This window comes from Acidisphaera rubrifaciens HS-AP3, assembly GCF_000964365.1.
In the GTDB taxonomy this organism is placed as follows: domain Bacteria; phylum Pseudomonadota; class Alphaproteobacteria; order Acetobacterales; family Acetobacteraceae; genus Acidisphaera; species Acidisphaera rubrifaciens.
The window spans coordinates 1-12,127 of sequence record NZ_BANB01000091.1; the positions used below are offsets into that span (position 1 = coordinate 1).

Here is a 12,127-nt window from a genome sequence, read left to right on the forward strand (position 1 = left end):
AGCAGCCGCTCCGCCTGCGGCGTCGCCCAGCGCACCGCCCCGTCGCGGCCGATCGCCAGCAGGAACCGCCCCGCCACGTCGAGCGCCGCGCGCGCCCGGGCGGCGAGGCGGGCATTGGCGAGATGGACCCGTATGCGCGCCAGCATCTCCGGCGGCGCCACCGGCTTCGTCACGTAGTCGACGCCGCCGGCCTCCAGCGCCCGCAGCACGTGTTCCGTCTCCGACAGGCCGGTCATGAACACGACCGGCACCTCCGCCAGCGCCTGCATGCGCTTGAGCCGCCGGCAGGTCTCGAATCCGTCGAGCCCCGGCATGATCGCGTCCATCAGCACGATGTCCGGCGTGACCTTGGCCGCGATGTCGAGGGCGGATGCGCCCGACTGCGCCACCAGAACGGTATACCCCTCCGCCTCCAGCGCGTCGTTGAGCAGGCCGAGCGTGCCGGGACTGTCGTCGACCACCAGCGCGATGTCGCGGCGCTGCGCGGCGTTCATCGCGTCTCCGCCGTGTCGAGGGCCGCGAGGAAATCGTCGATGCGGAACTCCGCCACGCAGGCGCGCAGCTGCGCGAGATAGGGGCGGGCCGCCGGCAGCTCGCCGTCCAGCTCGTCGAGTCGCGTGCGGATGCCCCGCATGTAGCCGATCGCGCCCAGCCGGCGCAGCTCCTCGACATGGCGCCGTTCCAGCGCGCGCCGGGCCGCCGCGGTGTCCGGCGCGTCCTCCGGTGCGTCGTCCTCGGCGATCCAGACGAGGCGCAGCAGGGTGCCGATCTTGTCGAGCAGCACCGGAATCTGGAACGGCTTGGCCAGCACGTCGTTATGGGCCGCGCCGGGCCGCGGCGCGCGCAGCTCGCCGGCATTGGCCGAGACGATGATGATCGGCGCGTCCGTGTGCCCCGCCGCGCGCAGCGCCCGCGCCACAGCCCAGCCGTCCATGCCCGGCATCGACACGTCTATCAGGAACAGGTCCGGCCGGAACTGTCCGGCGAGATCGAGACATTCGGCGCCGTCGCGCGCCTCCAGCAGGATGAAGCCGAGCGGCGGCAGGATGTCGCGCATCAGCGCGCGATGCGTGTCGTTGTCGTCCGCCGCGACGACGGTCAGGCGCCGGCCCACGTAGCCGCGCCACGACGGGGCGCGCGGCGGCGGGCGGGTCGGGCGCACCACTTCCGACAGCATCAGCTTCACCTGGAACCGGCTGCCGCGCCCCGGCTCGCTGGTCACCAGGATCTGCCCGCCCATGATCTCGGTCAGCAGCTTGGTGATCGTCAGGCCGAGGCCCACGCCCGGGATGGCGGGCGCGCCGCGCGCCTCGATCCGCTGGAACGGTTCGAACACGCGTTGCAGATCGGCCGCCGCGATGCCCACCCCGGTGTCGGTGATGGCGAAGGTCGCGAGCTCGCCGCGCCACGCGACGGCGAACGTGACCTGTCCCTCACGCGTGAACTTGATCGCGTTGGACAGCAGGTTGATCAGGATCTGGCGCAGCCGGCGTTCGTCCGTATAGACGACTTCCGGCAGGTGCGCCGGCCGCTCGAACACGAAGCGCACCCCCCGGCCCTCGGCCTGCAGGCGGAACATGTTGACGAGCTGATCGAGCAGCTCCGGCAGCCGCACCTCGTCGCGATACAGGTCGATGCGCCCCGCCTCGATCTTCGAGACGTCGAGCAGCCCCTCCACCAGCGCCGCCAGATGCTCGGCGCTGCGGCGGATGACGCGCAGCCCGTCGCGCCGGCGCTCCGGCACCGCCGGATCGCTCTCGATCAGCTGCGCATAGCCGAGCACGGCGTTCAGCGGCGTGCGCAGCTCGTGGCTCACGCCGACGACGAAGCGGCTTTTCGCGATGTTGGCCGCCTCCGCCGCTTCCTTGGCACGCTGGAGGGCGGCGTCGGTGCGGCGGTGCGCGCGTATCTCGGCCATCAGCAGCGCGGTCTGCCGCCGCGTCTCCTCCTGCGCCACGCGGCGGCTCTCCAGCGCCAGCACCAGCAGCCACGCGGCGACCCCCGCGATCAGCCCGAGGACGATCAGCGCCTTGACGAAGGCGACGCCGATCACCGGCGCCGCCTGCGGCACCGCCCTGGCCGTGGGCCCGTAGATCGCGAGCAGCAGGATGGTGATCGTCACCAGGAACAGCGCGTAGGTCAGCGCGAACCGCCCGAGCGTGGTGGCCAGCAGACGCCGCGCCGCCGCCGGCAGCAGGGCGGCGAAGGGCGCCACGATCTGGTTGGCCCCCCGCGTGCGCGGCGGCTTGCAGCTGTCGTGGCAGCGGGCGTCCAGCGAGCAGCACAGCGAACAGATTGGCCCGGCATAGGCGGGGCAATAGGCGGTGTCCTCCGGCTCGAACGGATGTTCACAGATCACGCAGGTCAGCGTGCTTTGCTGCGTCCAGTGCGCCCGCGGCTTGCGCGCGAGGTAGTAGCGCCCGCGTGTCGCCGCGGCGATCGCGGGTGCCACGGTGAAGGCGAGCAGGAAGCCCAGGAACGGTGCGAAGGCGTGCAGCCGCGGCCCCACCATGTCCAGGGACAGCAGGATCGACAGCGCGCAGCCGGCCGCCATCGCGCCGACGCCCACCGGGTTGAAGTCATAGAGATGCGCGCGCTTGAACTCGATGTGACGCGGGCTGAGGCCGAGCGGCTTGTTGACCACCAGGTCGGCCACCAGGGCGCCGACCCAAGCCGCCGCGATGTCCGAATAGATCGCCAGCGTGTGCTCGATCGCCTCGTACACGCCGACATTCATCAGCAGCAGGGCGATCGCGATGTTGAACACCAGCCAGACGACCCGTCCCGGATGGCTGTGCGTCAGGCGGGAGAAGAAGTTCGACCAGGCGATCGACCCCGCATAGGCGTTGGTGACGTTGATCTTCAGCTGCGACAGCACGATGAAACAGGCGGCGACGCCATAGGCGAGGGGGGCGGACGGCAGCAGATAGGTATAGGCGACGCGATACATCTGCGTCGGCTGCACCGCGTCCGGCGCCGGCAGCCCGGTCCGCAGCACGAGACAGGCGAGGAAGGAGCCGGCGAGCATCTTCAGCGCGCCGGGGATGATCCAGCCGGCGCCGCCGCCGAGCACCGCGCACCACCAGCCCGCCCCCCGCCGCCCGTCGGGGGGCACCGGGATGAAGCGCAGGAAATCCACCTGCTCGCCGATCTGCGCGATCAGCGAGAACACCACCGACGCGGCGAGCCCAAAGGCGGTGAGCTGGAACGTGCCGTGCGTGCCGGACAGCCCGGCATAGCCCGTCCAGTTCGCCCATGTCCCCTCGCCATGCAGGCCGATGGCGACGAAGGGGATCACGTGCAGCGCGATCCACAACGGCTGCGTCCAAAGCTGGAAGCGGCTGATGAAGGTGATCCCGTGCGTGACCAGCGGCACCACCGCGACGGCGCACAGCAGATAGCCCACCGGCGGCGGGATCCCGAACGTCAGCGACAGGGCGGAGGCGAGGATCACCGCCTCGATCGCGAAGAAGATGAAGGTGAAGCCGGCGTAGATCAGCGAGGTGAAGGTCGAGCCGAGATAGCCGAACCCCGCGCCACGCGTCAGCAGGTCGATATCGACGCCGTAGCGCGCGGCATAGTAGCTGATCGGTGCGCCTACCAGGAAGATCAGCACGCTGACCGCGACGATCGCCGCCAGCGCGTTGGTGAAGCCGTAGCCGACCGTGATGGTGCCGCCGATCGCCTCCAGCGCGAGGAAGCTGACGGCGCCGAGCGCGGTGTTGGCGACGCGCCAGGCAGACCACCGCCGCGCGCTCTTCGCCGTGAAGCGGAGCGCGTAATCCTCCAGCGTCTGGTTCGCTACCCAGCGGTTGTAGTCGCGCCGCACCCGCGCGATGCGCAGCGGCGGACGCAAGGGGGCGGACATGGTGGCGGCGCGTCCCTCCGGCAGCTTCAGCGGCTCGCCCTCCCCGGATCGGCGCCGTTATTGCTCGGCGCCCGGCGGAACAATCCGGACCGCGGCCACCGGCGTCAAGCGGCGCCCGCCGGGCCTGCCTACGTCATTTGACGTATTCCGCGCCGGCCAGCGCGACCGCGAGACTGTTCCCCACGGAATTAACAGCGGGGTGGCTCATGACCGATCAACCGGACGGCTCGCGCCGGATGCTGACGCAGCGGCGCAACGTGCTGAAGGGCCTGGCCGCGGCGCCCGCCGGGATGCTGGTCCCAGCGATCGCCCGCGCCGCCGCCCCCGCCACGTCGGCGGTGAACACCACCGGCCTCGCGGTCACCGACGACACGGTGACGGTCGGCATCCTGCATTCGATCACCGGCACGATGGCGATCAGCGAGACCGGTTCGGTCGAGGCGGAGAAGCTGGCGATCTCCCAGATCAACGCGCAGGGCGGCGTGCTGGGCCGCAAGATCAAGTTCATCCAGGAGGACGGGGCGTCCGACTGGCCGACCTTCGCGGAGAAGGCGAAGAAGCTGCTGGTCGGCGACAAATGCGCCGCCGTGTTCGGCTGCTGGACGTCCGCCAGCCGCAAGGCGGTGCTGCCGGTGTTCGAGCAGTATAACGGCATGCTCTACTACCCGACGTTCTACGAAGGGCTGGAGGAGAGCAAGAACGTCATCTACACCGGACAGGAAGCGACGCAGCAGATCCTCGCCGGCCTTGACTGGGTGTCGAAGGAAAAGGGGGCCAAGACCTACTACCTCCTCGGCTCCGACTACATCTGGCCGCGCACGTCCAACAAGATCGCCCGCAAGCACATCGAGAACCACCTCAAGGACAGCCGCGTGGTGGGCGAGGAATACTATCCCCTCGGCCACACGCAGTTCAACACGGTCATCAACAAGATCCGCCTGAAGAAGCCGGACGTCATCTACGCGATCGTCGTCGGCGGTTCCAACGTCGCCTTCTACAAGCAGCTGAAGGCGGCCGGCATCGACCTGCACAAGCAGACGCTGATGACGATTTCCGTCACCGAGGACGAGATCCTCGGCATCGGCGGCGAGAACATCGCCGGCGCCTATGCCTGCATGAAGTATTTCCAGTCGCTCAAGAACCCGAACAACGAGAAGTTTGTACCTGCCTTCAAGGCGATGTGGGGCGCGCAGAGCGTCATCGGGGACGTGACGCAGGCAGCCTATCTCGGCCCGTGGCTGTGGAAGCTGACCGCCGAAAAGGCAGGGAGCTTCGACATCGACAAGATCGCGGCGGCAAGTCCGGGCATCGAGTTCAAGGGGGCGCCGGAGGGCTATGTCCGTATCCACCAGAACCATCATCTGTGGAGCAAGACCCGTGTCGGCCGTGCCCGCACCGACGGGCAGTACGACGTCGTCTACGAGACGCCGGGCCTGATGGAGCCCAATCCGTTCCCGAAGGGCTACCAGTAACACGGAAGGGCCAGGGCCATGGGCGGCTATTCGCTGACAGACCTCGTTTCGATCATGGCGATGCAGGGCTTCGCCGGATTGATCCTGTTCTCGGTGTTCGTGCTCATGGCCCTTGGTCTGGCCATCATCTTCGGCCAGATGGGCGTCATCAACATGGCGCACGGGGAGTTCCTGATCCTCGGCGCCTACATGACCTATATCTGCTCGCACGTCGTGCAGACCTATGCGCCGGCGCTGTTTCCGGTCTACTTCTTCGCCGCCGTCCTGCTCGCGTTCGGCGCCAGCTTCCTGCTCGGCATCGTCGTCGAATGGTTGCTGATACGGCATCTGTACAAGCGTCCGCTCGATACGCTGCTCGCGACCTGGGGCCTGTCGCTGATCCTGCAGCAGATCTACCGCTCGATCTTCGGCGCGCGCGAGGTGGGCGTGGAGCTGCCGCCCTGGATGATGGGGGCGCTGCAGGCGACCGATACCATCCAGATTCCGATCAACGGCCTGATCGTGATGGGACTGACGGTCATCATCACGATCGGCGTCTATCTGCTGATCTATCGCAGCCGCTGGGGCAAGCAGATCCGCGCCGTGACGGGCAACCGCGTGATGGCGGGCGCCGTCGGCATCGATACCGACAGGATCGACCGCTACACCTTCGGCATCGGCTGCGGCATCGCGGGCGTCGCCGGGGCGGCCTTCACCATGATCGGCTCGACCAGCCCGACGGCCGGGCAGCTCTACATCGTCGATACGTTCCTCGTGGTCGTGTTCGGCGGCGCGGCCAGCCTGCTCGGTACCATCGCCTCGGCCTTCACCATCAGCCAGGCGCGCTCCACGCTGGAGTTCTTCCTCTCCGGCTCGATGGCGCAGGTGCTGGTGCTGCTCACCGTCGTCGGCATCCTGATGCTCCGTCCGCAGGGTCTGTTCACCTTGAAGGTGCGCCGCTGATGTCCCTCCTTGCCCGCCTCAACACGCCGGAGCGGCGCGAGCTGCTGTGGCTTGCCATCTTCTCCGTCATCATCCTGGTGGTGCTGCCGTCGATCCTGGAGCCGTTCCGCCTCAACCTGTTCGGCAAGTATCTCACCTATGGCTTCGTCACTCTCGGCCTGGTGATCTGCTGGGGCGACGCGGGCATCCTGAGCCTGGGGCAGGGGGTGTTCTTCGGCCTCGGCGGCTACTGCATGGCGATGTTCCTCAAGCTGGAGGCATCGTCGGTCGCCAATACGAAGATCCAGTCCACGCCCGGCATCCCGGACTTCATGGACTGGAACCAGATCACGCATCTGCCCTTTTTCTGGCAGCCCTTCCACAGCCTCGCCTTCTCGCTCGCGGCCGTGGTCGTGGTGCCCACCGTGCTGGCGCTGGTCATCGGTGTCGCGATGTTCAAGCGGCGCGTCGGCGGCACCTATTTCGCCATCATCACGCAGGCGATCGCGGCCATCCTGACCATCCTGATCATCGGCCAGCAGGGCTACACCGGCGGCGTCAACGGCATCACCGACCTGCGCACCCTGTGGGGCTGGGACATCCGCACCGACCATGCCAAGACGATCCTGTATTTCGTCAGCGCCATCGCGCTGATCCTCTGCATCCTCGCCGCCCGCGTGGTGCGCATGTCCAAGCTCGGTCGCCTGCTCCGTGCGCTGCGCGATCGCGAGGACCGGGTGCGCTTCTCCGGCTACGAGGTCGCCAACTTCAAGATCTTCGCCTTCTGCTTCGCCGCGGCCGTCGCCGGCATCGGCGGCGCGATGTTCACGCTGCAGGTCGGCTTCATGTCGCCCTCGCTGATCGGCATCGTGCCGTCGATCGAGATGGTGATCTTCTGCGCCGTCGGCGGGCGCACCTCGCTGCTCGGCGCGGTCTATGGCGCGCTGCTGGTCAACTGGGCGAAGACGACGTTCTCCGAGGACCTGCCGCAACTCTGGCTGCTCGCCATGGGCGGGCTGTTCATCGCCGTGGTGCTCGCCTTCCCCAACGGCCTCGCCGGTATCTTCCGCCTTGCCATCGACCGACTGCCGAAAGGGCCCGGCGGGCGGCGGCAGCCGGGCATCACCCCAGTCGTTGCCGAACAGGCGGGAGCGCCGCAATGAGCGAGACCGACTACATGCTCGCCGTGGAGGGACTGACCGTGTCCTTCGACGGCTTCCGGGCGGTGGACGACCTGACATTCTACGTCGACCGCAACGAGATCCGCGTCATCATCGGCCCGAACGGCGCGGGCAAGACCACCGTGCTCGACCTGATCTGCGGCCGCACGAAGGCGTCCGCCGGCTCGATCAAGTTCCAGAACGAGGAGCTGCGCACGCTCAAGGAGCATCAGATCGTCCGCCGCGGCGTCGGGCGGAAGTTCCAGACGCCGTCCATCTACGACGACCTGACGGTGTTCGAGAACCTGGAAATCAGCTTCCCGCGCGGCCGCGGCGTGTTCGGCGCGCTCGCCTTCCGTCGCGACGCGGAGGTGCGCGACCGGGTGGAGGAGGTGGCCAAGACCATCTTCCTCGCCGACGCCTTGCAACGGCGCGCGGAGTTCCTCAGCCACGGACAGAAGCAGTGGCTGGAGATCGGCATGCTGCTGATCCAGCAGCCGTCGCTGATGATGCTCGACGAGCCGGTGGCCGGCATGAGCGTCGCCGAGCGCAAGAAGACCGCCGAACTGCTGCACACCATCACCGCCGGCCGCAGCGTGCTGGTGGTGGAACACGACATGGGCTTCGTCGAGGACATCGCCCACCGCGTCACCGTCATGCACCAGGGCAAGATCCTCTCCGAGGGCACGCTCGCGCACGTGAAGGCGGACCAGCGCGTCGTCGACGTCTATCTCGGTCACTGAACAGGGGCGCGCCGCATGCTGTCCGTCACCGATCTGCGCGTGGCCTACGGCCAGAGCGAGGCGCTGCACGGCCTGACCTTCGAGGTGGGGCAGGCGGAGATCGTCGCCGTCGTCGGCCGCAACGGCATGGGCAAGAGCACGCTCATGAAGTCGCTGATGGGGCTGGTGCCGACCCGGGGCGGCCATGTCACGTTCGACGGCGCCGACATCACGGCGCTGCCCAGCCACACCAGGGTCGCGCGCGGTCTTGCTTATGTCCCGCAGGGGCGCATGATCTTCTCCACGATGACGGTGCAGGAGAACATCGAGACCGGGCTGTTCGTCCGCCAGCGCAAGGCGGTGCCGGCCGACATCTATACGCTGTTCCCGGTGCTGCAGGAGATGCGCGGCCGTTACGGTGGCAACCTGTCGGGCGGCCAGCAGCAGCAGCTCGCCATCGCCCGGGCGCTTGCGACCGAGCCGAAGCTGCTGATCCTGGACGAGCCGACCGAGGGCATCCAGCCCAACATCATCCAGGAGATGGCCCGCACCTTGCGCCGCATCCGCGACGAGCGGAACCTGTCCATCCTGTGCTCGGAACAGGTGCTGAGCTTCGCGCTGGACATCGCCGACCGCGTGCTGGTCATCGAGGGCGGCCGGATCGTCCATCAGGACCGCCGCGCCGATATCGATGCCGAGCTGGTCGCCCGCTACCTGGCGGTCTGACCGCCGCCCCCCGCCTTTCCTGTCGAACCGGAGGAAACGATGCCCGACACGATCATCAAGGTGGACCTGTCGCAGTCCCCCTATGACAACGACATGATCCACAACCGCTGGCACCCCGACATCCCGATGGTCGCCAAGGTGAAGCCGGGCGACGAGTTCATCGTCGAGACCTATGACTGGACCGGTGGCTTCATCAAGAACAACAACGATGCCTCTGACGTGCGCGACATCGACCTGTCGATCGTGCATTTCCTGTCCGGCCCGATCGAGGTCGAGGGCGCGGAGCCGGGCGACCTGCTGGTGGTCGACATCCTCGACGTCGGCGCCTTTCCGCATAATTCCTGGGGCTTCAACGGCTTCTTCTCGAAGAAGAACGGCGGCGGCTTCCTGACCGACTACTTCCCGCAGGCGCAGAAGTCGATCTGGGACATCAGCGGCATGTTCACCTCCTCGCGGCATGTGCCGGGGGTGAGCTTCGCGGGCCTGATCCATCCGGGCCTGATCGGCTGCCTGCCGGACGCGCGGCTGCTGGAGAAGTGGAACACGCGCGAGAACGCCCTGATCGCCGAGAACCCGACCCGCGTGCCGCCGCTCGCCAACCCGCCGTTCCCCTCGACCGCCCATATGGGCCGGCTGAAGGGCGACGCGAAGGCCGCCGCCGCCGCGACCGGGGCACGCACCGTGCCGCCGCGCGAACACGGCGGCAACTGCGACATCAAGGACCTGTCGCGCGGCGCCCGCGTCTATTTCCCGGTCTATGTGAAGGGCGCCGGGCTTTCCATGGGCGACCTGCATTTCAGCCAGGGCGACGGCGAGATCACCTTCTGCGGCGCGATCGAGATGCCCGGCTGGCTGCATCTGCGCGCCAACGTGCTGAAGGACGGGATGGCCAAGTACGGCATCAAGAATCCGATCTTCAAGCCGAGCCCGATCAAGCCGAACTACACCGACTACCTGATCTTCGAGGGCATCTCGGTCGACGACGCCGGCAAGCAGTACTACCTCGACGTCAACGTCGCCTATCAGCAGGCCTGCCTGAACGCGATCGAGTATTTGAAGAAGTTCGGCTACTCGGGGGCGCAGGCCTACGCCATCCTCGGCACCGCGCCGGTGCAGGGGCATATCAGCGGCGTGGTCGACATCCCCAACAGCTGCGCGACGCTGTGGCTGCCGACGGAGATCTTCGACTTCGACATCAACCCGAGTAACGCCGGGCCGACGAAGTCCGTGCCGTCGGGCATCGACGTGCCCCTCGCGCCCGATCTATAGTCGGGGCATGCCGACCTACGAATACGACTGCGCCGCCTGCGGCCCGTTCGAGGACAGCCGGCCGATGGCGGAATACGACAAGCCGCAGCCCTGCCCGGGCTGCGGCGCCCTCGCGCCGCGCGCCATCTTCTCCGTCCCGGCCATGGCCATGATGGACGGCGCGGCGCGCACCGCCCACGCGACCAACGAGCGCAGCGCCAACGCCCCGCGGCGGTCGCACGCCTCGGGCTGCGGCTGCTGCCGCCCGGGGCGCCTGTCGGCCGAGAGCGTGTCCGCGCCGAAGGCATCCACCGTCGGCGGCCGGCCCTGGATGGTCGGGCACTAGACGCCTGTCGGTCGCGCGCATGACGGACGGCGGGGGCGGGGCATGACCAGCCTGCGGGCGCACATGCTGGACGCGATGATGCGCTGGCACGTCAAGCGCAAGCTGGGCCGCGTGACGGAGGTCGAGGACGTCCGCCGCGCCCTCGGCCCGCCGCGCCTGAAGCCGCCGCGCGGCATCACCGTGACGCCCGGCACGCTGGGCGGCGTGTCCGGCGAATGGGTCGCGGCGGACGACGTGCCGGCGCGCGCGACGCTCCTGTATCTGCATGGCGGCGGCTACATCGCCTGCTCGCCCGCCACGCACCGGCCGATCACCATGGCCTATGCGCGACGCGGGCTGCGCGTGTTCGCGCCCGACTACCGGTTGGCGCCGGAGAATCCCTACCCGGCGGCGGTGCAGGACGCGGCGGCGGCCTATCGCGGGCTGCGCGACGCGCCGGAGCGGGTGGGCCGAATCGTTACCGGCGGGGATTCGGCCGGCGGCGGCCTCGCGCTCGCGATGATGCTGATGCTGCGCGACGCGGGCGAGGGGCTGCCGGCGGCGGCCGCCCTGTTTTCGCCCTGGACCGACCTCGCCGTGACGGGCGGGACGATCGAGAGCAACACGCGCTGGGACGCGATGTTCACCGGCGCCATCATCCGGCGCGGGCCGGAGGCCTATCTCGGCGGCGCCGACCCCTATGCGCCGCTCGCCTCCCCGCTCTATGCGGACCTCGCGGGCCTGCCGCCGCTGCTGATCCATGCCGGCGCGCGCGAGGTGCTGCTCGACGACAGCCGCCGGCTGGCCGACCGGGCGCGGGCGGCGGGTGTCGCCGTCACGCTCGGCGTCTGGCCGGTGCTGCCGCATGTCTGGCAGCTCGCCCAGGGCTTCGTGCCGGAGGCCGCACGCTCTCTCGACGAGGCCGCCGCGTTTCTGCTGGCCGCGGCCGCCGACGCGGGCGACGCGCGGGATACACGCTCGGCCGCCTGACGTCGCCCGCGCCCGCCCGCCCGTCGGTTCGCCCGTCCAGGCCACGCTTGCGCCGGCGCGCGCCGTCCCAAGCTTCGCGTGATGAACCGCATACGCCCCGGCCATGCCGACAACCTGGACGAATGCCGGCGCGAGGCCTTCCGCCTGCTCGCGCGCGGCGTCGCTGACCCACGCAGCCCGTTCCACACGCCGACGCTCGCGACGGTCGGTCCCGATGGCGCGCCGTCCCTGCGGACCGTCATCCTGCGCGCCTTCGACCCGACGCTGCGCCGGCTGTCCGTTTACACCGACGCACGCAGCGCCAAGGCCGCCGACATCGGCGTCGAACCCCGCGTCGCGCTGCACGCCTACGACGCCGCCGCCCGCGTGCAGCTGCGCCTGACGGGACGCGCCGCCCTGCATCGCGGCGATGCCGTCGCCGATGCCGCATGGTCGTCGTGCCGCGCGCAGAGCCGGCTGTGCTACGCGATCGAACCCGCGCCCGGCACGCCGGTCGATGCGCCGCTGCCCGGCCCGGACGACGCGTCGGCGGGGCGGGACAATTTCGTCGTCGTCGCGATCGGCGTCGAAGCGGTTGAGTGGCTCTGGCTGTCCGCCGACGGCCATCGCCGCGCGCGCTTCGAGTGGACCGGTCGTGAGCCGCACGCCACCTGGCTCGCGCCGTGACGGCCGCCGATCCGCCGTCCACCGACGCC

The 12,127-nt window shown here is 69.1% G+C and carries 11 protein-coding genes; 9 read left to right on the forward strand and 2 right to left on the reverse strand.

What is annotated here, in order from left to right:
* Positions 1 to 494 (reverse strand): response regulator (locus B8460_RS03675; protein WP_048860222.1); only part of this gene is annotated, 494 nt, incomplete at its 3' end.
* On the reverse strand, positions 491 to 3,868 hold the full coding sequence (locus B8460_RS03680) for a hybrid sensor histidine kinase/response regulator (RefSeq protein WP_048860223.1): 3,378 nt from the start codon (positions 3,866 to 3,868) through the stop codon (positions 491 to 493). The genes B8460_RS03675 and B8460_RS03680, both read right to left, overlap by 4 nt.
* A 206-nt stretch (positions 3,869 to 4,074) precedes the next feature.
* Between B8460_RS03680 and urtA the strand changes: the two genes are divergently transcribed.
* The 9 genes from urtA (at position 4,075) to B8460_RS03725 (ending at position 12,098) form a co-directional block, all read left to right on the forward strand.
* Positions 4,075 to 5,340 (forward strand): urea ABC transporter substrate-binding protein, encoded by a 1,266-nt coding sequence (urtA, locus tag B8460_RS03685; protein WP_373855642.1) that lies wholly within the window; start codon positions 4,075 to 4,077, stop codon positions 5,338 to 5,340.
* 18 nt (positions 5,341 to 5,358) lie between these two features.
* Positions 5,359 to 6,282: an urea ABC transporter permease subunit UrtB gene (urtB, locus tag B8460_RS03690; protein ID WP_048860224.1), complete on the forward strand. Its 924-nt coding sequence runs from the start codon at positions 5,359 to 5,361 to the stop codon at positions 6,280 to 6,282.
* Positions 6,282 to 7,424, forward strand: a complete 1,143-nt coding sequence (urtC, locus tag B8460_RS03695) for an urea ABC transporter permease subunit UrtC (protein ID WP_048860225.1) — start codon at positions 6,282 to 6,284, stop codon at positions 7,422 to 7,424. Before urtB ends, urtC begins: the two co-directional genes overlap by 1 nt.
* Complete coding sequence (gene urtD, locus B8460_RS03700; RefSeq protein ID WP_048860226.1) at positions 7,421 to 8,164, forward strand: urea ABC transporter ATP-binding protein UrtD; 744 nt, start codon at positions 7,421 to 7,423, stop codon at positions 8,162 to 8,164. Before urtC ends, urtD begins: the two co-directional genes overlap by 4 nt.
* 15 nt (positions 8,165 to 8,179) lie before the next feature.
* Positions 8,180 to 8,869: an urea ABC transporter ATP-binding subunit UrtE gene (urtE, locus tag B8460_RS03705; protein ID WP_048860227.1), complete on the forward strand. Its 690-nt coding sequence runs from the start codon at positions 8,180 to 8,182 to the stop codon at positions 8,867 to 8,869.
* A gap of 39 nt (positions 8,870 to 8,908) precedes the next feature.
* Positions 8,909 to 10,138 carry a formamidase gene (gene fmdA, locus B8460_RS03710; RefSeq protein WP_048860228.1) on the forward strand — a complete coding sequence of 410 codons (1,230 nt, stop codon included), beginning with the start codon at positions 8,909 to 8,911 and terminating at the stop codon, positions 10,136 to 10,138.
* 7 nt (positions 10,139 to 10,145) lie between these two features.
* Positions 10,146 to 10,463, forward strand: coding sequence for an FmdB family zinc ribbon protein (locus tag B8460_RS03715; RefSeq protein WP_048860229.1), 318 nt, complete (start codon positions 10,146 to 10,148; stop codon positions 10,461 to 10,463).
* A gap of 42 nt (positions 10,464 to 10,505) precedes the next feature.
* Positions 10,506 to 11,432 carry an alpha/beta hydrolase gene (locus B8460_RS03720; protein ID WP_048860230.1) on the forward strand — a complete coding sequence of 309 codons (927 nt, stop codon included), beginning with the start codon at positions 10,506 to 10,508 and terminating at the stop codon, positions 11,430 to 11,432.
* An 81-nt stretch (positions 11,433 to 11,513) separates the two neighbouring features.
* Complete coding sequence (locus B8460_RS03725) at positions 11,514 to 12,098, forward strand: pyridoxamine 5'-phosphate oxidase family protein (RefSeq protein WP_048860231.1); 585 nt, start codon at positions 11,514 to 11,516, stop codon at positions 12,096 to 12,098.
* The last annotated feature ends 29 nt before the right edge of the window (positions 12,099 to 12,127 follow it).

Excerpts from the sequence above, each read along its gene's own strand:
- urtE (WP_048860227.1), top strand. The coding sequence starts at position 8,180 with ATGCTGTCCGTCACCGATCTGCGCGTGGCCTACGGCCAGAGCGAGGCG.
- B8460_RS03720 (WP_048860230.1), top strand. The coding sequence starts at position 10,506 with ATGACCAGCCTGCGGGCGCACATGCTGGACGCGATGATGCGCTGGCAC.
- urtC (WP_048860225.1), top strand. The coding sequence starts at position 6,282 with ATGTCCCTCCTTGCCCGCCTCAACACGCCGGAGCGGCGCGAGCTGCTG.
- B8460_RS03680 (WP_048860223.1), bottom strand. The coding sequence starts at position 3,868 with ATGTCCGCCCCCTTGCGTCCGCCGCTGCGCATCGCGCGGGTGCGGCGC.
- urtA (WP_373855642.1), top strand. The coding sequence starts at position 4,075 with ATGACCGATCAACCGGACGGCTCGCGCCGGATGCTGACGCAGCGGCGC.
- urtB (WP_048860224.1), top strand. The coding sequence starts at position 5,359 with ATGGGCGGCTATTCGCTGACAGACCTCGTTTCGATCATGGCGATGCAG.
- fmdA (WP_048860228.1), top strand. The coding sequence starts at position 8,909 with ATGCCCGACACGATCATCAAGGTGGACCTGTCGCAGTCCCCCTATGAC.
- urtD (WP_048860226.1), top strand. The coding sequence starts at position 7,421 with ATGAGCGAGACCGACTACATGCTCGCCGTGGAGGGACTGACCGTGTCC.
- B8460_RS03725 (WP_048860231.1), top strand. The coding sequence starts at position 11,514 with ATGAACCGCATACGCCCCGGCCATGCCGACAACCTGGACGAATGCCGG.
- B8460_RS03715 (WP_048860229.1), top strand. The coding sequence starts at position 10,146 with ATGCCGACCTACGAATACGACTGCGCCGCCTGCGGCCCGTTCGAGGAC.